This is a genomic window from Primorskyibacter aestuariivivens (assembly GCF_028023675.1).
GTDB lineage: Bacteria > Pseudomonadota > Alphaproteobacteria > Rhodobacterales > Rhodobacteraceae > Marinovum > Marinovum aestuariivivens.
Genome location: NZ_JAQIOZ010000019.1, coordinates 1 through 17863 on the forward strand (window position 1 = coordinate 1; position 17863 = coordinate 17863).

26 protein-coding genes and 1 tRNA gene are annotated in these 17863 nt (G+C 56.3%); 10 read left to right on the forward strand and 17 right to left on the reverse strand.

The window, feature by feature from the left end; all coding sequences use genetic code 11:
- Positions 1-146 precede the first annotated feature (146 nt).
- Positions 147-356, reverse strand: a complete 210-nt coding sequence (locus PGB28_RS17115) for a hypothetical protein (protein WP_271422749.1) — start codon at positions 354-356, stop codon at positions 147-149.
- Between the two features lie 140 nt (positions 357-496).
- On the opposite strand from PGB28_RS17115, the gene PGB28_RS17120 reads away from it, so the two are divergent.
- The 4 genes from PGB28_RS17120 to PGB28_RS17135 are packed head-to-tail and all read left to right on the forward strand — an operon-like array spanning position 497 to position 3470.
- Complete coding sequence (locus PGB28_RS17120; protein ID WP_271422750.1) at positions 497-1765, forward strand: DNA cytosine methyltransferase; 1269 nt, start codon at positions 497-499, stop codon at positions 1763-1765.
- A 10-nt stretch (positions 1766-1775) separates the two neighbouring features.
- Positions 1776-2648, forward strand: coding sequence for a TdeIII family type II restriction endonuclease (locus tag PGB28_RS17125; RefSeq protein WP_271422751.1), 873 nt, complete (start codon positions 1776-1778; stop codon positions 2646-2648).
- Between the two features lie 25 nt (positions 2649-2673).
- The gene (locus tag PGB28_RS17130) at positions 2674-2988 is read left to right on the forward strand and encodes a nitrate- and nitrite sensing domain-containing protein (protein ID WP_271422752.1); all 315 of its coding nucleotides are present in this window, start codon (positions 2674-2676) and stop codon (positions 2986-2988) included.
- 5 nt (positions 2989-2993) lie between these two features.
- Entirely contained in the window at positions 2994-3470 is a 477-nt protein-coding gene (locus tag PGB28_RS17135; protein ID WP_271422753.1) for a hypothetical protein, read from the forward strand.
- Between the two features lie 112 nt (positions 3471-3582).
- Here the strand turns inward: PGB28_RS17135 and PGB28_RS17140 are convergent, their stop codons facing one another.
- Positions 3583-4062: a hypothetical protein gene (locus PGB28_RS17140; protein ID WP_271422754.1), complete on the reverse strand. Its 480-nt coding sequence runs from the start codon at positions 4060-4062 to the stop codon at positions 3583-3585.
- 120 nt (positions 4063-4182) lie between these two features.
- Here PGB28_RS17140 and PGB28_RS17145 point away from each other — a divergent pair, with 120 nt between their 5' ends.
- From PGB28_RS17145 to PGB28_RS17160, 4 genes are all read left to right on the forward strand, one after another.
- Complete coding sequence (locus PGB28_RS17145) at positions 4183-4386, forward strand: hypothetical protein (RefSeq protein WP_271422755.1); 204 nt, start codon at positions 4183-4185, stop codon at positions 4384-4386.
- An 11-nt stretch (positions 4387-4397) separates the two neighbouring features.
- Positions 4398-4691 carry a hypothetical protein gene (locus tag PGB28_RS17150; protein WP_271422756.1) on the forward strand — a complete coding sequence of 98 codons (294 nt, stop codon included), beginning with the start codon at positions 4398-4400 and terminating at the stop codon, positions 4689-4691.
- Positions 4692-4848: 157 nt separating this feature from the next.
- Positions 4849-4924, forward strand: a tRNA-Thr gene (locus PGB28_RS17155).
- A gap of 57 nt (positions 4925-4981) precedes the next feature.
- Positions 4982-5890, forward strand: coding sequence for a hypothetical protein (locus tag PGB28_RS17160; RefSeq protein ID WP_271422757.1), 909 nt, complete (start codon positions 4982-4984; stop codon positions 5888-5890).
- A gap of 384 nt (positions 5891-6274) precedes the next feature.
- Here the strand turns inward: PGB28_RS17160 and PGB28_RS17165 are convergent, their stop codons facing one another.
- From PGB28_RS17165 to PGB28_RS17205, 9 genes are read right to left on the reverse strand one after another with little or no spacing between them, the layout of a single operon-like run.
- On the reverse strand, positions 6275-6769 hold the full coding sequence (locus PGB28_RS17165) for a flagellar basal body-associated FliL family protein (protein WP_271422758.1): 495 nt from the start codon (positions 6767-6769) through the stop codon (positions 6275-6277).
- 9 nt (positions 6770-6778) lie between these two features.
- Positions 6779-7516, reverse strand: a complete 738-nt coding sequence (gene flgH / locus PGB28_RS17170; RefSeq protein ID WP_271422759.1) for a flagellar basal body L-ring protein FlgH — start codon at positions 7514-7516, stop codon at positions 6779-6781.
- A gap of 1 nt (position 7517) precedes the next feature.
- Positions 7518-7943: a flagellar basal body P-ring formation chaperone FlgA gene (gene flgA, locus PGB28_RS17175; protein ID WP_271422760.1), complete on the reverse strand. Its 426-nt coding sequence runs from the start codon at positions 7941-7943 to the stop codon at positions 7518-7520.
- Positions 7943-8728, reverse strand: a complete 786-nt coding sequence (gene flgG, locus PGB28_RS17180; RefSeq protein WP_271422761.1) for a flagellar basal-body rod protein FlgG — start codon at positions 8726-8728, stop codon at positions 7943-7945. Before flgG ends, flgA begins: the two co-directional genes overlap by 1 nt.
- Before the next feature lie 10 nt (positions 8729-8738).
- Complete coding sequence (locus PGB28_RS17185; RefSeq protein WP_271422762.1) at positions 8739-9452, reverse strand: flagellar hook-basal body complex protein; 714 nt, start codon at positions 9450-9452, stop codon at positions 8739-8741.
- A 1-nt stretch (position 9453) separates the two neighbouring features.
- Positions 9454-9720 carry a flagellar biosynthetic protein FliQ gene (locus PGB28_RS17190; RefSeq protein ID WP_271422763.1) on the reverse strand — a complete coding sequence of 89 codons (267 nt, stop codon included), beginning with the start codon at positions 9718-9720 and terminating at the stop codon, positions 9454-9456.
- Positions 9721-9723: 3 nt separating this feature from the next.
- Entirely contained in the window at positions 9724-10014 is a 291-nt protein-coding gene (fliE, locus tag PGB28_RS17195) for a flagellar hook-basal body complex protein FliE (RefSeq protein WP_271422764.1), read from the reverse strand.
- Between the two features lie 18 nt (positions 10015-10032).
- Entirely contained in the window at positions 10033-10413 is a 381-nt protein-coding gene (flgC, locus tag PGB28_RS17200; protein WP_271422765.1) for a flagellar basal body rod protein FlgC, read from the reverse strand.
- A gap of 15 nt (positions 10414-10428) precedes the next feature.
- Complete coding sequence (locus PGB28_RS17205) at positions 10429-10818, reverse strand: FlgB family protein (protein WP_271422766.1); 390 nt, start codon at positions 10816-10818, stop codon at positions 10429-10431.
- An 85-nt stretch (positions 10819-10903) separates the two neighbouring features.
- On the opposite strand from PGB28_RS17205, the gene PGB28_RS17210 reads away from it, so the two are divergent.
- Positions 10904-12286: a FliI/YscN family ATPase gene (locus tag PGB28_RS17210; protein WP_271422767.1), complete on the forward strand. Its 1383-nt coding sequence runs from the start codon at positions 10904-10906 to the stop codon at positions 12284-12286.
- Between the two features lie 62 nt (positions 12287-12348).
- Here PGB28_RS17210 and PGB28_RS17215 read toward each other — a convergent pair whose 3' ends face one another.
- From PGB28_RS17215 to PGB28_RS17240, 6 genes are all read right to left on the reverse strand, one after another.
- Positions 12349-13143, reverse strand: a complete 795-nt coding sequence (locus PGB28_RS17215; RefSeq protein WP_271422768.1) for a DUF1217 domain-containing protein — start codon at positions 13141-13143, stop codon at positions 12349-12351.
- Positions 13140-13544, reverse strand: a complete 405-nt coding sequence (gene flbT, locus PGB28_RS17220; RefSeq protein WP_271422769.1) for a flagellar biosynthesis repressor FlbT — start codon at positions 13542-13544, stop codon at positions 13140-13142. Before flbT ends, PGB28_RS17215 begins: the two co-directional genes overlap by 4 nt.
- Positions 13541-13918, reverse strand: coding sequence for a flagellar biosynthesis regulator FlaF (gene flaF, locus PGB28_RS17225; RefSeq protein WP_271422770.1), 378 nt, complete (start codon positions 13916-13918; stop codon positions 13541-13543). Before flaF ends, flbT begins: the two co-directional genes overlap by 4 nt.
- Positions 13919-13999: 81 nt before the next feature.
- Positions 14000-15214, reverse strand: coding sequence for a flagellin N-terminal helical domain-containing protein (locus tag PGB28_RS17230; RefSeq protein ID WP_271422771.1), 1215 nt, complete (start codon positions 15212-15214; stop codon positions 14000-14002).
- A gap of 204 nt (positions 15215-15418) precedes the next feature.
- Positions 15419-15775, reverse strand: coding sequence for a flagellar biosynthesis protein FlgN (locus PGB28_RS17235; protein WP_271422772.1), 357 nt, complete (start codon positions 15773-15775; stop codon positions 15419-15421).
- Positions 15762-16046 carry a rod-binding protein gene (locus PGB28_RS17240; protein ID WP_271422773.1) on the reverse strand — a complete coding sequence of 95 codons (285 nt, stop codon included), beginning with the start codon at positions 16044-16046 and terminating at the stop codon, positions 15762-15764. Before PGB28_RS17240 ends, PGB28_RS17235 begins: the two co-directional genes overlap by 14 nt.
- A 108-nt stretch (positions 16047-16154) precedes the next feature.
- Between PGB28_RS17240 and fliK the strand changes: the two genes are divergently transcribed.
- Positions 16155-17861, forward strand: coding sequence for a flagellar hook-length control protein FliK (gene fliK / locus PGB28_RS17245; RefSeq protein ID WP_271422774.1), 1707 nt, complete (start codon positions 16155-16157; stop codon positions 17859-17861).
- Positions 17862-17863: the final 2 nt, after the last annotated feature.

A 17863-nucleotide genomic window follows, 5' to 3' on the forward strand; every position in this document is an offset into this window, starting at 1 on the left:
GCGGCAAACCCCCAGCCGTGGTCTACTGGCTAAGAAAAGACGAAACCCAATCAGGTCAGCAGGAGCAAAGAGTAGCTTAATTTACGCTGAACACTGTCCAAACACTGGGGAGTAGCTCAATCACTTCCATCGAATACCACTTTACATCAGCGGGCAACATGACGCTGAAAGGCGGCGGGCGCGGTCACCACGCAGACCGCGCGATTGCCTGCGCCATCGCGTTGGTAGCTGCGCAGCATGTGGCGTCGCAACGCATTCAACAGACGAGGATGCGCGGATGGTACTAAGTCTTCACGATAATTCCTCAGAGGGCTCTGCTGGGCGGTGACCTCAAGCACGAAGAGAGTTCCCGTCATGGTTCGAAGTGCCGTTCGAAAAATTTTGGTTTAACCAAAAAGCATGGACTTGCTGCATACAGTGGTTGTTAACGTAATGAGCGCAAGATATCGTAGGTGAAAACCGCCGGTTCGGGTCGCGGCGGAGGAAAGCGAGAATTATGAACCAGCACATACCTCAGCAACTCGACTTCCTGAGTGCAGCTCGCACCCAGGGTACGAGAAAGCGCGCGATATCATTCTTCTCTGGCGCTGGAGGTCTCGACCTAGGAATTCAGTTGGCTTCAAATGGCAAAATTGAGTTTACGTCTTGGACAGAAATTGACGCTGTTTTTCGCGATACAATTCAAGAAAACACAAATTGCGATCCAAAAAGGATTTGGAGTGACATAAATGAGGTCAATCCATATGCGTTGCTGGAGCAGGCGGAGTGTGCTCCCGGCGAAACATTTGCAGTTGTCGGCGGCCCTCCTTGCCAAGCTTTTTCCACCGCCGGCTTAAGACGCTCTGTACATGATGAACGAGGCCAAGTCGTCCAGAGCTACCTGAACGCAATCAAAATTATCAAACCACGGTTTTTCGTCTTTGAGAATGTGCGCGGACTGCTTTCTGTGGCGCTGAAGCATCGCAACTACGCCGAAAGAATTGAGGCAGAGCGTAAAGGAGAAGACAAAAACACTCTAAGTGAGGAAGAGAGACTTGGCTCGGTCTTCAACCTTGTGGTTCTACCCGCGTTTAAACGTCTTGGTTACGAGATTGTATATGGTCTCGTAAATGCAGCTGATTATGGAACTGCGCAGATACGGCATCGGCTTGTGATTTTTGGATCGCGAGATAATGAGTTTGGAAGTGGCAAGTATCGGAAGACGACAGGGCAAGTTATGCCATTAAGCGAACTTATGCCCCCAACCCATAACGAGCTCGCACCTTACTCTCCCATAAAGCGATGGCGCACCCTACGTGACGCGATCGGCCACCTGGCAGATACGGTGCCAAATAATGAAGAAACTTTTGGCTACAGCGACGCACGGACAGCTATCTGGAAGCGAATTCCTCCTGGGAACTATTGGACCTACATCCGTGATAATCCCGATCTTTTTCCGGAAGGTCTAGAAACACTGCTGGGCGGCGCCTTTAAATCAGGTGGCGGTAAGGTTGGTTACTGGAGGCGTCTGTCTTGGGATCGTCCAGCTCCGACTCTTCCTACTCAACCCCAGCACCTATCAACAGGTCTCTGCCATCCAGCCCAGGAACGCCCACTGTCGGTGACAGAGTATTCGGCTCTACAAGACTTTCCTGCGAACTACCGTTTTTCAGGAAATAAGGCAAAGAAATATGAGCAAATTGGAAATGCTGTTCCTGTTAGACTAGGCGAAGCGATTGGCCGGAGTTTACTTGCTATTTCTCAACGAACTGACTGTGCGAAGTGAAGGATATACTGTGAAAAACTTTCGATTCGATGAAGTGCAAGGCCACATTAACAACGCGGTTAATGTGGCTATAGCGAGAATCGAGGAAAGAGAGGCCGAACTGTTTCTTTCGGAATTGGCTTCATCTGGAAACGGCGGCGCATCACCGTTTCAAAAAATGATTCTACCGGAAGCAAAGCTATACTCGTCGTTCGAGCGCTCGCTTAGCGCTTCTTTGGGAAAAGCGTTCGATTATATTGGCGCTGCAATTGCTAAAGCCGCGTACGGAAACGGCGAGCATGATTACGTATTGGACGGCGAAGTGAGCGCAGAGGCGCTTTCGACAATCGAAGAGATTGTGAATAAGTACAAACAGCGTATCGGCGTAATGCCTTCAACGACACGTGAGTTAGAGGAGGTATTTTCGGTTGTGGACGAGGGCCATCCTACACTTGCTCGCAAGATTAAATCCGATGTCTTTTTTATCGATCACGAAGGATACGAGAATTACTTGGAAATCAAGACGCCGCAGCCGAACTACGATCAATGCAGCGCAATGAAGGTGCGCATCCTTACGGTCCATGCGATGCGACGTCATCAAGACAAGGTTAGAGCACTGGTCGTGTTTCCGCACAGTCCAAATGGATTATTTGGGGACTACGCGTGGCCTCCATTGCAGTACTTTTTTGATCCTTCTCATGACTGGCACGCTCGAGGCTTGAGCCTGATGGGGCCGGGTCTTTGGAATTTCATTGGTAACTCAGGCTCTACCTTCCAGTGCATGATGGATTGCTTCTACGAAGTGTCGGTGTTACGGAAGCAAGACTTGCTGGAACTGTTGAAGCTGGATGCGCCTGGTGGACCTATTTCAAGACGCGAAGGAGAGCAACAGTCGGCCCCGTGAAGGCAAAGGGGTCTCCTTTTGTCTTGTGCTAGTAGAGGGCGGCAAAGATGATTCCCGCCAAGTCTTAAAATATGTTGCCAGCGGTGTATTGAAACTCGTTGAGACAAGGAATTGTACCAACGAACAGCTGGACGCGACCCTCGCAGAATTAGCGCCAGATTTTGAGATTAGCATGTCGCCTTCCACTCTCAAATCATTTGGTGGTGGAATCGAGACTATTCGTAAGGCTGTTCTTGCAAAAAAAATCGATATTTCCGGTGATTTTAGAAAATACTCGCTCGTGGTTAGCGCCTTGCCGGATTTGCTGCAGGAAATCGCCTCTCAGACGCCTGATAAGTAGCGTCGATGGCTGGTGTATTTATCCTTATTTGCTCCGATGGGTATGATCTGAACGACAGGCGGGTCGACGGGCTTGCTATAGCAAGTTATCGTTTAAAATCTGGATACTGGCCGTTGTATAGTAACACCAGAAACAGGCGAGCAATTCGTCCGGGTGACGAGTTTTTAGTCTATTTGGCTGGTAGTGGCCAAGATTCTCGATCAATCGTTGCGCATGGTTTTTTTGGCCCCAAAAAGAAGCGATCTGTTTTTTCCGAGGAAGATGAGTTGGATATTGTGTCTGGAAACCCGGAAACAATATTCGGTGTGAAAGACGTTGAATTTTTCAACCCAATTCTAATCAGGAACGTTCTGCCCATCTTGCACTCATACAAAAGAATGAAAAACAAATTGAGATGGGGTTCGCTTTTGGTTGGAGGGGCTCGGCGTATCAGCGCAGATGAAATGCACAACATCCTCGAAATGAAGTGCGCGTCTGACTAAAGTTCAGTCACGACAAGTTTGGGTTTTATTGATCTTACGTGAGTGGTGGAGCAGCACGGACCTCAGTTGGTGTAATAACCTACAATCGTCAATGTGGCGAGATTTTGCACATCTATCTCTGACTTAGAATCCGCTGTAGCGCCAACTCGTTTTGTTTGTTTTCTTCGAATCCTGCTCTAGCTTTTTCGTAGGCCTTTCGAACACCGTCCGGTGTCCCGTTCATGTTCATGACTTCTTCGTGGTACTCACGCGCCGTTCGAGAAATGTTGGGCTTCTTCCCTTTATCAACATCGTTGGTCATCCTTTCGAGGAACCAAGCCAGCAAATGATCAAGATCGTATCCAGAAAAAGCTTTTGGTTCTCTTTCCTTGTAAAAACCCAGCATGTGGGCAAGAAGGGTTTGATCGCCTGTTTCCATGTCGTAGTCCGCGACAGCCGCCGCTGACCGTTTAACGTAGTCCTTCACCCAAATCGGCAGGTCAGCGTCATCGATAATTGCTGCAAGCAATTTCCAAGCCTTCTTTGCGTCGCCTTCTGCGAGCTTCCCGTCTTCGACCAACTCGTCGAGAAAATTGGAGTCTTCATCTGCCATCTGTCGCTCCAGTTATTTGTATCGGCCCGTGAGAGAACCGCTGCATGGATCGCGTGAATTGATGGCATGCACGCGACCCTGAGCAAAGAGCCATCTACATCGTAATCGAAAGGAAAAACGATGCAGAGTAACCATCTGATCCACTTTTCGCCGGAAAAGCTTCTTGATCCGGCATCACTCCGCGACTCGGATCGTCGGCGCCTCACGCTGGGTCTAGAGGCAATGGGCATCTGCCGCGTCTCTGTCCAGCACGCCTGGTCCCGCCAGACCTTGAGAAAGATCGGCGACGAGTGGGTGATCACCTGCAGCAACGCGAAGTACTGAGGGGTAGGAACATGTCGAAAGACCACGAAATCTACACCCATGAGAACGCTGCTCGCCTCGCGAACCACATGCGTTCGATCCGCGAAGGCACCAATCTTTGGCTGAACAGGTCCTCAGACGCCGGTTGGGAGGTGCTCGCCGGACCAGGTGAGTGGATCATTCTCGATTGCGAGCAGGAATTGGCCAACGAACTTCTCGCAGCCCTCTGTCTGCAGTATCGCAGGTTCACAGCCATCTTGGGCAACCCGGATGCGCAGGTGAATCGGGATCGCGTTGCTCAGTCTGATGAGTTCAATTGGGCCTAGTTCCGCAGTTGCGCCCGTGTTCAGCGGACGCGACAAGCTTCGCGCCTGGTCTCGCTCTGACGGGGCGATCCGGGCGCGGGCGAAGTGGTTGTCGCCACTCACGGTCGTCCTTTTGCCTTGCCGAGTGACTCACCATCGGTTAAACGACGCAGCCGAGGCCCCAATAGCTCAGTTGGTAGAGCACCTGTTTCGTAAATAGGTGGTCGGCGGTTCGAGTCCGTCTTGGGGCACCACGCATCACACAAGTTTTGACGTTGACCCGTGTGGAGTCGGTATGTGAGGCTGCTCGCATGTTTCGATCAGCTTTCATATTTTTGATTTTGCTCACAGGCATTGCTAGTGCCGACGAGGATGCCGTCGCGAAATACCGTGATTACCTGCCCGAACAGCTTCTCGCGCTGTCGGAGGAGGAGCGTCACAGTTCAGTCCCCATGATGTTCAGTGGCGCTGCCAACCTCGCGACTTCGCCTGCGGGTGAACTCGTCATGCAGTCCAATTTAAACATGCTGATGTATGACGGATTTGCCGACTTCGAAGGAGCAAAGCGCGCGTTTCAAGAAGATTTGGGCGAGGAGCCGACCGGTGATCTGACCGTGTGGCAAATCCATACCCTCGGTTACCGTTCATCACGCGTGAACATGACCAGCGTCAGTTTCTTCCCGCTCGACTTCGGCGGCACGATGATCGAAAACTGGGCATTCTTGAAAGGCACCGTCGAGATAATCGACGAGAAGATTGCCTACCCAATCAACCACGTCGATATTGAGTGCAGCCGAAGTAGAGGCACGTGCGACTACCGACAGATTGCGTTGACCCTACCGGATGAGAATTCTTGGGTGCAGTCGTATCACGTGGGCGAGATCGCAGACGAAGTGTATCAGATCACGCGATGGGAAGGACAATCCATCGACGCGGTTCCGATGAACGCGACGGGGTGTCGGATCAACCAGTTGAGCTTGAACTTCGAGACGCAAGAGTTCTTCGAGATCGCGCGCAACAACACAGCCGGTGATTGCGATACCATGCTCGGCGGTACAATCCCGCGCCTCGAAAAGCCGCGCGTCTCGAGGATCGTGGATGGGCGCGAGATCATCAGCGCCGAGTTTAGCGCGATTAGCGAGGAGACTTTCTCGTTCTTTTCGAGTGAGTTTCGCAATCGCGTCGAAACTCTGATCGCCGAGAATGAAGGCAACAAATAATTTCACCTGCAAATCCTCGAAAGATTCTCGGAAACAGGGTTCTTGGAATACGGTAATTGCTTGATGTGGTTGGGGGGTTCCGAAGGTCGCTCAGCCATTACGAATGACGTGCTCTACCAGCTGAGCTACACCGGCATCCTTCCCTGTCGCGGCCCTACTATGGCCCTACTAGTTACTGTGCGCCGCTTGTAAGCGACTGGTTCGAAACGTCAATTGCGAGCAGACCCGCTAATTACGAAGGACCTGCTCTACCAGCTGAGCTATTGAGGCGAAGCGACCGACCGTTTAGCGGCATCGGGCGTCTGCTTCAAGATGGAATCAGGCTCAGGGCGGACCGATCCTGCATTTCGTGTCTTCGTTTTTGCGGCACCTCGGGCTTGCGGTTCAGACATCCTGACGTGCGATGTCGGTAATCAGCACATCCAGGATCAGATCACCAAACAGATTGTGGCTTGTTTCCAGAAGGGCACGCCGCAGGATGCTCATATTGCCGGAACTGGTGAAGGATCCGTTGAACCCGCCCACATTGGCATGATCGAACAACACCTGAAGGTAAGCGTCACGCAGCTTGGGCTCCCGGGAATAGACATCCTCGCTGCGTCCGGTCTCCACCTCGACGCTGAGGGCGAGTACCACCATGGATGTCACCTTGGCATCGATCACCACCGGCACGACAAACTGGTTGGCCAGTTTGACATATTCGAGGTCTTCCGGCGCAGGCGGCTCTTCGGCCTTGGCGGGGGCGGTGTCCGGATGCGGCACCTCTCCGCAGGGGTTGGCCAGTTCCTCGGTGGGAGGCTCCGGTTTCAGGAACAGCCCCGCGCCCACACCGGCACCGATGCCGATAACGGCCAGGAGAATTGGAAGGATCTTGCCCATCGCGTGACCTCAGAACGGAAGAATGACGTCGAGCACCTGTTGCCCGATACGGGGTTGCTGGACATCGGTGATCTGGCCGCGCCCGCCATAGGAAATGCGCGCAGACGCGATCTTGTCATAGGTGATCTCGTTTTGGCGGGTAATGTCGCCGGGCCGCACATACCCCGTGACCAGCAATTCGCGCAGCTCGAAATTCACCCGCACTTCCTGCGATCCCTTGATCGCAAGGATGCCGTTGGGCAGGATATCCACGACCGTGGCCGCCACGCGCAGGGTCAGCTTTTCCTTGCGCCGCACAGAGCCATCCCCCCCGGCGCTGGACGAAGAGTTCAGCCGCACCGCGTCGTCGAGGCCCGCGCCGGGAGGAAACTGTTCCTCAACTCGCTGCGGCAGACCCAGAAGTTGCGGAATAGCCAGAGACTCATCGCTGCTGCGTGACCGCGAGGTGGAGTTGGAAATCTCGGCCTTTTCGTCGATTTCGATCACCACGGTCAGGATGTCGCCCCGGTCCGCCGCCCTGCGGTCGCCATACAGCGATGCGCGCCCGCCGTCCCAAAGCGAGCTTTCCGGGCGACGCACCCCCTCTGGATGCGAGACCGGAAGGCCGGGGTCGAGCATGGCGTAATGCTCGGGCGTTTGCGCCGTTTCGCTAAAGGTCGGTGCGCGCCCCACATGGTCCAGACGCCCGCAGGCAGAGAGCAGGGCAGTTGCGGTCAGGGCCAGAAGGGCAGCGTAAGTCTTCATCATGTTACTTTCCGTTCTTTACCAGAACTGTTCCGTCTTCCTGCACGACCCCGAACAAAGTCGAGCGGCTTGCAAGATTCATCACGCGTATGCGGTCCCCGGCACCCCCACGCCCCAGCGCGCGTCCATCGACCTGGATCCGAAGCTGGCTGGTGGTGAATACAAGGCTGACAAACTGGTTGGGGGTCACGATTGCGGGCGCGCGCACATCGCCGGGAAAGACCGGGCGGCCCGCGTAGAGCGTGACGCTGGCTTCCTGACCGACCAATTGGTCAAAACTCTGGACGGCCCCTGCGACATCCCGCTCCAGCACCGTCAGATCCTGCGCGGAAATGACGGTTTCCGCCCGCAGGTTCCGCACCGGCACGACAATGTCGGCCAGCAGTGGCTCGGCCAACAGCGCCGCGAGTATGACAAGAGCGTTGCGCATCACCGGATCTGGGTTGTCGCGCCCAGCATCTGGTCGGCGGCGGTGATGACCTTGGCGTTCAGCTCGTAGCCGCGCTGCGCCTCGATCAATTCGGTCACCTCGCGCACGGCATCTACAGAGCTGTCCTCCAGATACCCCTGGCGCAGGATGCCGAGCCCGTCCTGACCGGGTGTCGATACCACCGGCGCGCCCGAGGCCTCGGTTTCGGTGAACAGGTTGCTGCCGATCGCCTCCAGCCCCTTGGCATTGGTAAAGCCCACAAGGTTGAACTGCCCCAGCAGCTGCGCCTCGGCCGCATCGGCGAAATAGGCATAGACCTCGCCATCGGCATTGATCGAAATGCTGCGCGCATCCGCCGGAATGACAACTTCGGGAGCCACCGAGAACCCGTCGGACGTGACGATCAGCCCTTCGGCATTGCGTTTGAGCGCTCCGTCGCGGGTATAGGCGGCCTGGCCGGAGGGCAGCGTGACCTCGAGATAGCCGCGCCCGTCGATGGCGATATCGAGATCGTTGTTGGTTGCAGAAAGTGCCCCCTGTTGCAGATGGATGGATACCGCCGCCGGGCGGACACCAAGCCCAAGCTGAACACCGGTGGGCAGGACCGTCCCGTCCGAGGCATTGATCGTCCCGGCTCGGGCGTATTGCTGATAATGCAGGTCGGCGAACTCGGCGCGCCGGGCGTTATAACCGGTGGTGGACATATTCGCGAGGTTGTTCGAGATCGTCTCGACCCGCATCTGTTGAGCGGCCATACCCGTGGCCGCAATTTTCAAGGCTCGCATTGTCAAATCCTTATTTCAGAAGGGTTTTCAGAGCTGTGCGTGTACGTTCATGTTCAGCCTCGGCAAAAGACTGACCCATCTCATAGGCGCGTTTCACGGCAATCATCCTTGCGATCTGGCCAACCGCATCGACATTGGAGTTTTCCAGAAAGCCCTGTACGACACGCGATGACCCGGAGGGTTCGAATCCACCTTCGACACGGAACATAACCCCCCCTTCACGCAGCAGCTCGGACCCTTCGACAGGTTGAACAACGCCAAGCTGTGCCAGAGGGCGGCCATTGCTGCTGAGCGTGCCGTCAGCGGAAACAGACAGGTCCGAGGCATCGGGCGGTACGAAAATCGGCGCGCCACCGGGGTCCAGAACGGGATAGCCGTCCTTGGTCACGAGATCACCCTGGGCATTGGGCGCAAAGCTGCCTGCACGGGTCAGACGTTCACCTTGGGGCGATTGCACAAGGAAATACCCCTCACCCTCGATGGCAAAGTCGAACTGACCGCCGGTCTTGGTCATGGCCCCTTGCAGGGTCGAGCTGAAATCATAGTTGGCCAGCGCCATGGAGAGCGACGGCTCGCCTTCCACCCTTTGAACATATTCAGAAAATCCGACTGTCTCCTGCCGGAACCCGGTGGTGGCGGTATTGGCGATATTGTTGGCAATCGCCTGCATTTCTCGCAGCAGCCCCACCTGGCGGGTCAACGTTGTATAGCTTGCATTTTCCACGTTATCCTCCAACGATCAAAGGGATGATCCAGTCCTGAAAAAAGCTGACCAACCGTTCGGTCATAAAGCTCATGGACACCCAGAACACGATGATGATGGCCCCGAGTTTCGGCACAAAGGTGAGCGTCATCTCTTGGATCGAGGTCAGCGCCTGGAACAATCCGATGGCCAGCCCGGTGACAAGCGCGACCCCAAGGATAGGCATGGATATCATCGCGGATATCCAAAGCCCCTGGCGCAACGTGTCGTAGAACAGGGCCTCATTCATGGCTCAGACAGGCATTCTCAGGATTTCCTGATAGGCTTCGACCACCTTGTCGCGCACGGTCACGACGGTTTCGACGGCCAGCTCGGATTGTGCCAGCGCCTGGACAAGCGCATGCGGATCCGCGTCGCCGGTCATGGCGGATTTGGCCGTGGTTTCGCTATGCTGCAGCGTTTCGGCAAAGTCCCGGGCGGTGTCAAAGATCAGGTTGCTGGCACTTGCAGAACCTTGCGCCGCTTCGGTGGCGGGCTTGAGCGCGTTGTAATTCTGCGCGGCGAAAAGAGATCGGACATCCATTCTGGATTCCTCCTTTGATTAACGTCTGAGAAGATCGAGCAGGCTGGATGACATCTGCCTTGCCTGGTCGAACATTTTGAGATTGGCCTCGTAACTGCGCTGGGCTTCGCGCGCGTCGGCGATTTCAATCAGCAGCGACACGTTTGATCCGTCATAGCGGCCGGACGGATCTGCCAGCGGGTGCGATGGATCATAGATGCTGGTTAACGGGCTTTGATCGGTGCGCACGCGGCCCAATTCGACCTGTCCGGCCTCCTGCATCTGTCGGAAGGACACGGTTTTGCGCCGGTAGCCCGGTGTATCGACATTGGCGATGTTCTCCGACAGGTGCTTCAACCGCGCGGTCTGTGCCTTGAGCCCGCTGGCGGAGATTGACAGGGAAGACGAGAAATCAGTCATCGGTGATACCCCCGTTTACCTGCGGCCAAGGCTGGAGCGCAGGATGGTCATGGATGATTTGTAGATCGCGATGGCGCGGTCATGGTGGCGTTTGATCTCCACCGCGCGGACCATTTCGGTTTCAAGCGAAACGGAATTGCGATTCGGTTCATTCGCAGCTGACGGATCTGTCCGGACCTGTGGCGTTGCGGTCGGGCTGGCCCCGTGCAAATGCGAGGTCCGCGTCGCTTTCAACCCTGGTTCCGCGTCGCCCAAATGCAGGATCTGTTTGAACGGAAGCAGGTCCTGCGCCTGATACCCAGGTGTGTCAGCATGGGCGATATTTCTTGCGACTAGAGACTGTCTTTGCGCCGCGTGGCCGGCCATGGCCGAGGCCAGGCGGAAAATTTCAAGATTTTGGTACATCGGGGCTTCTCCCTCGATTGGCTTCAATCAAGGCTTAACCCTGATTCCTTTAGAAACCGTTTTCAGGAACTGAAGGAAGCGACCGATGGCCATGCAGAAATTCGAATCCCTCCGCGACCGGTTGGCAAAGCTGACCCCGGTGCGGCCCTTTGGACGCGTTGTCGGGGCCGAGAGTGCCTGTCTCAAAGTGGCGGGCCTGAATGGCTATGCGAGAATCGGGGATCATCTGCGATTGACCCGGTCCGATGGCGTGGATGTGGGTGGCGAAGTCGTGCAGCTTGCCCCGGATGGGTTGATCATGTTGCCGGATAATCGGCTTGAGGGCATCGCCGTCGGAAACAAGGTTTTTGTTGAACCCGACACAGGGCTTGCGCCTTGTGATGCGTGGATCGGGCGGATCATCGATCCCTATGGCGTCCCACTGGATGGCAAGCCAATGCAACCGGGTGCGCAGGTCTATGCGCTGGACGCGCCGCCGCCGCCGCCTGCGCAACGCAAGAAGCTGGGCGATCGCATGGATACCGGGATGGTTCTCTTCAATACGATTCTGCCGCTGGCGCGGGGCCAACGCATAGGGATTTTCGCCGGTTCCGGCGTGGGCAAGACCAGTTTGCTGGCGCATTTCGCGCGCCACATGGAGGCCGAGGTCGTCGTGATCGCTCTTGTCGGTGAACGCGGCCGCGAATTGCGGGAATTCATCGACGAAGCTCTTGGACCGCAGGGCATGCAACGCAGCATCGTGGTGGCCGCAACCTCGGATCGGTCGGCATTGGTCAGGCGCAGATGCCCGGCGGCTGCAACGGCGATTGCCGAGTATTTTCGGGATCAGGGCCGTCAGGTTCTGCTTCTGACAGACTCCATCACGCGTTTCGCCGAAGCCCACCGCGAGGTGGCAACCACAAGCGGCGAATTGCCCGCATTGCGGGGCTATCCACCGTCCATGTCGCATAGCGTCATGTCTCTCTGTGAACGCGCTGGTCCGGGTACGCAGGATCAGGGCGATATCACGGCGATCTATACCGTCCTTGTCGCGGGCTCTGACATGGACGAGCCGGTTGCGGATGTGTTGCGCGGAGTGCTGGACGGTCACGTGACCATGGACCGGGCGATTGCGGAGCGCGGGCGGTTTCCCGCCGTTGACATCCTGCGTTCGGTCTCGCGAAGCCTGCCGGGATGCGCGACGGATCGTCAGAATGACCGGATTGCGACGGCCCGGAAGTATCTTGGCGCCTTTGCCGAGGCCGAAACAATGGTGCGTGCCGGTCTTTATGCGGATGGTTCCGATCTTGTGCTGGATCAGGCGCTTGTCATTCACGACCGTCTGGACGCGCTTGCGGCACAGGTCGAAACCGGTGGCATTGACGCGAGTTTTGAAAAGCTGGAACGGCTCTTGGCGGAGGCCGAAGCCTATCGTGGCAGATCTGGTCGCGGCTCTCAGCAGTTAGTGACCCCGCCGGGGTCCCAGTGATTCATTTGGCTTGTCCGAGTTCGTAATGGACGCGCGTATCATGCATGCGCGCGGCGCACTTCTCACGAAACAGTTTGCAGGAGCTGTAGCGCGATGCTGCCACCGGATAGTTGAGACTCGTTGTTCAGTTGGGATTGCAGCAGGAAGTGTTGCACGAGTTCGTTGCGCTGTTCAGCATCGGCGAAACTGTTGATATCGTCAGAACCTAACCTCTGAAGGGCTTTGTCTTTGAAGGTTTCGAGTTGTCGGTCGAGATCCAGCTTGCCGAAACCCGATGGCAGGTTCAGCGCGGTCTCGAACACCTGACGTAGGGGCGGCGTGCCCATGATCAGGAACCACTTGGTGTCATTTGTTCCATCTGCGGTGGCCATGCGTTCCAGTTCACGTGTGGCGTTGAGCGCCAAACGCATGGTTTCGTCCTGATCCCCGACAGAGACTTCGAAGCTGGAGCGGTTGAACAGGTCGACCACCTCGCGTGCGAATGCGGCGGACTTGGTGTTCGGACCAAAAACATCGCCGAAGCCAAAGGCCTTGGAAAAGCGGGCATAGCGCTCATCGGCCAGTTTGTTCGCAAGCGCATCAGGGCTGGCCGTCCCCTGACTGAGGATTTCCTTGATGAAGAACCGATTGTCGAGATCGTCCTGCAACCCATAGGCCCCCAGCGCGACGCGGAGCAACCGACGATCATCGACCAGCTGTTCCGCAGTGGTCACGGTGCCGATCCTGTCCAGAAAATACTCTGTATCGCGCTGTTGGACAGGGCTATCGGAATACGCCTTGAGCTGTGTTTCAAGCGTCCGGTTCAACAGGGACCAGGCAACGAGACCCGTGCCGGGGACGATGGGTTGAAAACTCATCGTGGCACCGCGGCAAGCAACCTGTCCTCACGCGGAAGGAGCGCGCGAAGCGCTTTGAGGCATTGGTAGAACTGGCCATTGATCAATGCATCTGTCGCTTTCCCAAGCAGCCGACGGCTGTCGTGATCGGTCAGAATCCGGCTCAGCTCTTCGATCCGCCGCAGGAGTTGCTGGCGCGTCGGTTCTGGGTCTGCGTCACCGGTGAGGATCAGCTGGGTGGCAAAGCAGACGCGCCGCACCGGAGTTGTTGCCTCATCCGGATGGATCGCATCGCGCAGCCGCAGAATATTGGCGTCGGGCGTCAGGATGGAAAACCGGCTGCGGCGGTCCCCGTTTTCAACCACAGCACCGTTGATGAGCACTCGCTCGCGGGGCCCGAGTTTCAGAACAAGCCCGCTCATGGCTGACCCGTCCTGTTGTTCAGGCCGCGCAGGATGGCCGTGTTGATCTCGATCAGCGGTGCGGCATCGGCGGTTTTGCCAAGGACCTGGGCCGAATGACGCTTTGTAAACTCTGCCAGATAGAGAATGCGCGCTCGCAATTCCTTGGGCAGACCGTTCTGCGCATCGGAAACATCAGCGGCGAGAAGGGTCCAGAGTTGGTTGTTCTTGTGGAGAGCGGCAGCAAGCCTCGGAAAATTTGCGGCAGCCTCTTTCGCGGCGCTTTTCAGTTCATGGGTGACACGTGCGATTGTGTCATACTCGGCCTGCCGTTCGGTTTTGGTGGGCGAGCCGAATTGCGCATAGGCGCGCATTGCCATTGAATGTGCGGTCACGACACATCCTTTCGATCATTTCATGAGGGGAGTGGGATCAAGAGCTCCGGGCGGGATTTGCGCCCGCCCGGAAAATCCACCTTAGCGGAAGAGCGACAGCAACGATTGCGGTGCCTGATTGGCAATGGACAAGGACTGAACGCCCAGCTGCTGCTGAACCTGGAGCGCTTGCAGCCGTGCCGATGCTTCTTCCATATTCGCGTCCACCATCGCGCCGATCCCCGACTTCATCGAGTCCGTGAGGTTCGAAATGAAGGTTGCCTGCGTTTCAATCCGTCCTTCGACGGAGCCAAAGGCCGCCGATGCCGTGATCGAGACATTGATCAGGCTTTCAACGGTGGCAAGCGCCGAGGTCGCGCCGACACCAGTGCTGACATCGATCCCGCTCATCGCGCCCAGCCCACCCGAACCGGCATTCACAAACTGGCCGGTCACGGTGATGTCGTCACCGCCGGCATTGGTGAAATCAAGCGTGCCCGGTGTCCCACTGTCATAATCCACCGTCAGACCAGCAATACCGAGGTTATCGATCGCGTTTTTCAGACCGACTGCGACAATGTCCGATGTTGTCGTCGCAGCCGCATCGTCGGCGGTCACCGTGTAGGAGACTTCCTGTCCCGCGACATTCAAAGTCACCTTGTCACCGGCCGCAAAGGCTGTACCTGCGCTGTCGTCGATGGTGATTGTGTCATTGCCACCACCGTTGTCCAGCGACAGAGTCACGGTGTCACCATTGGCCGACGGCACACCGCCAGACGAGCCGAAGACATCATTGGCCGTGTAGCTTCCCGAAGACAGGCTTTGTGCGGTCACGGTGATTGAAGACGCGGTCACATTGCCCGAGGAATCGCGGTCGAGAGAAGCCAGGATGGAGGCGCTGGCTGTAGACCCGTTCACCAGGTTCAGACCGTTGAACTGCGCGGCACCGACCACGGCATTGATCTGGTCCTTGAGTGCTGTCACATCCGCGTTGATCTTGGTGCGGTCAACATTGTCTTCCTGCGCGGCGACGATCTTGCCCTTCATCTGGGTCAGGAGGTCGGTGACAGTTTCCGCGGCATTGCGCGCAACGGCAACGGTGGATTGGCCCAACGAAAGGCTGTCGCTGATCGCCTTGAACCCTTTGACATCGGACTCCATCACCTTGGAAATCGCCCATACCGCAGAGTTGTCTTTGGCAGTTGCAATCTTTTTACCAGTGGAGATTTCGCTCTGGACCTGAGCGAGGTTGGAGTTGATACCCTTCAGAGTCTGAAGCGCGACCATTGCGCTGTTGTTGGTCAGAATACTGGACATGTAGCTTTCCCTTTGTCGCATGACGCTTTGCGTCGTTTCATGGCTGGGTTCATTGCTGAGCCCACGTCATTCTGACGAATGCAGGTGCCGTGTTTTGCGGCATCTGCGCCACCCCTCAGGTGCGACGCCCATCTGAAGCTGGATGTCCTAATGGAATCCTAAACGCCTCCAATCGTGTCCGCAGCATTTGACTCAAACCCAAAGCTAGGCGCGTTTTTCGACCTTGTCGCCGGTCGCAAGACGAAACGCGCGCCGTTTGCCTTGCCTGTCGTAGGTTTCAAGGGTCGATTGAACGTTACGCAGCGTGGAAATGCGCTGAAAAACAGCCTGGATTCCTCTTTGGGAGTGCTCGAGAAGGTTCTGATTGCGCAGCAATTTATGCCTGAGATCGTCAAGCCCGCCCTCGTCTGGCTCGTTCATATCTTTTAGCAGTTCAAGCAACGTTTGCTTGGTCTCGAGTATACGGCCGACCGCTTCGATATCGCCGCGCAGGATCGCTGCCTTTTCCTGATCCAGAAGGTCATTCAACTCGTCCAGAATTCCAATCTCAACTTCCGTCATGGACCGTCTCCATCAATGATTTTATAAACATTTCGCTCAATCCAAGGCCTCCCGCCCGGCTGATCGCATGTGCCTGGGCCTCGATCAGAAAGGAACTGAACTGGCTTTCTCCAGCGCCACCGCCAAAGCTATTGGGCGCGCTTCCCAGCCCTGCTGATTTCAGCATTTCTGCCAAAAACGCCGCCTCCAGTTTTTGCGCAGCGCTGCGAATCTCCTCAGGGACCTGAGTGGCACCACCTTGACCGGGGGTATTGGATACCAGTGGAATCATGAAAACCTCCAAATTGAGCAGGATTTTCTGAATTTGCCTTGAGACCGGTAAAGATACGGTAACGACATTTGCGGATAGTGTTCGGAATAGAACAAGGCGGAGAACCGCATGGAAACCGGACTGACAAATTTGTTTGCTAGGAACGCAGCCGGCGCTCAGGGGCCTGGAACAAGCGCAGATTCGGAAAGTGTCGCGTTGGATACGGATTCCGATGGTTGGGCGCGGGTTTACCATGCCGTTGAGCTCTCTCATTTCGATGACAAGGCGGGGGAGCCGTTCGGGCAGGCGGCGAAAATGCTTGCAAACGAGCTCCCCCCGAAGAATGCGCCGGGTTTGTCTCCGGCAAAGGATGATATGCTATTGCCTGATGAGAATGACGTCGGGTTCACCTCTGATGTGAACGGCATCCGGAATGCCCAACCCAATGAGGGGCGGAGGCAGATTGACGCGAATATGGTCCCGGAGGAAACCTATACGCCGTTGGGGCCCAATGTGAGGTCATCGGAAGAGCGGCCAACTGCAGTTTCCGAAAGAGCCGCGACACCGGCGCGAGCCTGGGCTCCCGATGCAGGAGGCGTGACAGCGGCTCATGGACGGGTCACCAACGGACATGCTGATATCGCAATGAGTGCCGTCGCTGAAGACGCGACGGGGTCCGCAAGGAATCCTCTGTTTCTGCCTGTCTCGCCCGCTCTGCGCCCTGTTTGGCACGTGCCAAACGGGGCAGCCGAAACAAGCCAATACCGGTTTCAAGCCCAGTTGCCTGAGAACGCGCTGCATAATCCGTCATCAAAGCCGCCGTTGGTCGCGGAGCAGACCATACATGTGAATTGCGGCCCAATTAGGATGCATTCTGCACCAGTACGTTGGAATGCTCGTTCTGAGTTTGAAGTGGAGCTGTCCAACCGGTCATTGGTGCCAAACCGAACGTCACCGGATCAAACCTCTCAGGCAACTGATGTTAAGATGGCCCCGGATCACCCGCTTCTGCGACCGGACCGTGGTGTCGGGAAAGTCGATGCTGAGGGGGCGATCACTGGCAGGTCAGGCGTTGGTCAGCCGCCTGCCCTGCCGCTGAAAAATCCGACCAAAAACACAACAAGGCTGATCGAAAACGGTGTGGATTCTCCCTTGGTGGCACGCCCAGAAACGCGTGTCGTTCATGGTTCCCAACCATCGCATTCGCCCAACGTTGGAGTAGCCTGGCATTCTATGTTCATGGCCTCCGCCGCGCCCATCGACGTCAATCGGGTGAAGAGCCGAGGCGTTTCAATTGCCGCGGTGGTTCCAGCGGTCAGTCCCGCGTATCAGAATGCATGGCCGTCGACTCCGCTTCAGGTGGTGGGTGGCGATTTCTTGGAACGCTCAGGTGCCACATCGATCATGCAAACATTGGCACCGGGACCGACCGGCAAAGAAAACGCAATGGCGGTCATTCACCAAATCACGGCGCAGTTGAACGCTGCCGCGTCAGATGAAATTGAAATCATGCTCAACCCGAAGGAACTCGGGAGCGTCCGAATGATTCTGTCGCCTACGGAAAACGGAATGGTTTTGTCGATGACCATGGAAAGAACCGAAACTCACGATCTGATCCGGAGGCACATTGATCTGGCAGAAAAGACGTTTCGCGACCTCGGTTTCTCTGATCTCAGCATCGATTTGTCACTGGGCCAACATCACCCACCTCACCGAGCTGACGTGCGAGACAGCGCGGACGGTATTCAGGTTGGTGAAGCCAGACCAGACACCCCCAAAGGTAAGACGCTGTCAAAAGCGACCATCACGAGTGCTGGCCTAGACATCAGAGTGTAAGG

Bases quoted from the DNA above. Each gene is read 5' to 3' on its own strand.
- PGB28_RS17190 (WP_271422763.1), bottom strand. From the start codon at position 9,720: ATGAATGAGGCCCTGTTCTACGACACGTTGCGCCAGGGGCTTTGGATA.
- PGB28_RS17135 (WP_271422753.1), top strand. From the start codon at position 2,994: ATGGCTGGTGTATTTATCCTTATTTGCTCCGATGGGTATGATCTGAAC.
- fliE (WP_271422764.1), bottom strand. From the start codon at position 10,014: ATGGATGTCCGATCTCTTTTCGCCGCGCAGAATTACAACGCGCTCAAG.
- PGB28_RS17215 (WP_271422768.1), bottom strand. From the start codon at position 13,143: ATGAGTTTTCAACCCATCGTCCCCGGCACGGGTCTCGTTGCCTGGTCC.
- PGB28_RS17210 (WP_271422767.1), top strand. From the start codon at position 10,904: ATGGCCATGCAGAAATTCGAATCCCTCCGCGACCGGTTGGCAAAGCTG.
- PGB28_RS17120 (WP_271422750.1), top strand. From the start codon at position 497: ATGAACCAGCACATACCTCAGCAACTCGACTTCCTGAGTGCAGCTCGC.
- flgG (WP_271422761.1), bottom strand. From the start codon at position 8,728: ATGCGAGCCTTGAAAATTGCGGCCACGGGTATGGCCGCTCAACAGATG.
- PGB28_RS17230 (WP_271422771.1), bottom strand. From the start codon at position 15,214: ATGTCCAGTATTCTGACCAACAACAGCGCAATGGTCGCGCTTCAGACT.
- PGB28_RS17205 (WP_271422766.1), bottom strand. From the start codon at position 10,818: ATGTACCAAAATCTTGAAATTTTCCGCCTGGCCTCGGCCATGGCCGGC.
- PGB28_RS17165 (WP_271422758.1), bottom strand. From the start codon at position 6,769: ATGGGCAAGATCCTTCCAATTCTCCTGGCCGTTATCGGCATCGGTGCC.
- PGB28_RS17115 (WP_271422749.1), bottom strand. From the start codon at position 356: ATGACGGGAACTCTCTTCGTGCTTGAGGTCACCGCCCAGCAGAGCCCT.
- PGB28_RS17160 (WP_271422757.1), top strand. From the start codon at position 4,982: ATGTTTCGATCAGCTTTCATATTTTTGATTTTGCTCACAGGCATTGCT.
- PGB28_RS17145 (WP_271422755.1), top strand. From the start codon at position 4,183: ATGCAGAGTAACCATCTGATCCACTTTTCGCCGGAAAAGCTTCTTGAT.
- PGB28_RS17150 (WP_271422756.1), top strand. From the start codon at position 4,398: ATGTCGAAAGACCACGAAATCTACACCCATGAGAACGCTGCTCGCCTC.
- fliK (WP_271422774.1), top strand. From the start codon at position 16,155: ATGGAAACCGGACTGACAAATTTGTTTGCTAGGAACGCAGCCGGCGCT.
- PGB28_RS17235 (WP_271422772.1), bottom strand. From the start codon at position 15,775: ATGACGGAAGTTGAGATTGGAATTCTGGACGAGTTGAATGACCTTCTG.
- flgH (WP_271422759.1), bottom strand. From the start codon at position 7,516: ATGATGAAGACTTACGCTGCCCTTCTGGCCCTGACCGCAACTGCCCTG.
- PGB28_RS17240 (WP_271422773.1), bottom strand. From the start codon at position 16,046: ATGATTCCACTGGTATCCAATACCCCCGGTCAAGGTGGTGCCACTCAG.
- PGB28_RS17140 (WP_271422754.1), bottom strand. From the start codon at position 4,062: ATGGCAGATGAAGACTCCAATTTTCTCGACGAGTTGGTCGAAGACGGG.
- flbT (WP_271422769.1), bottom strand. From the start codon at position 13,544: ATGAGCGGGCTTGTTCTGAAACTCGGGCCCCGCGAGCGAGTGCTCATC.
- flgC (WP_271422765.1), bottom strand. From the start codon at position 10,413: ATGACTGATTTCTCGTCTTCCCTGTCAATCTCCGCCAGCGGGCTCAAG.
- flgA (WP_271422760.1), bottom strand. From the start codon at position 7,943: ATGCGCAACGCTCTTGTCATACTCGCGGCGCTGTTGGCCGAGCCACTG.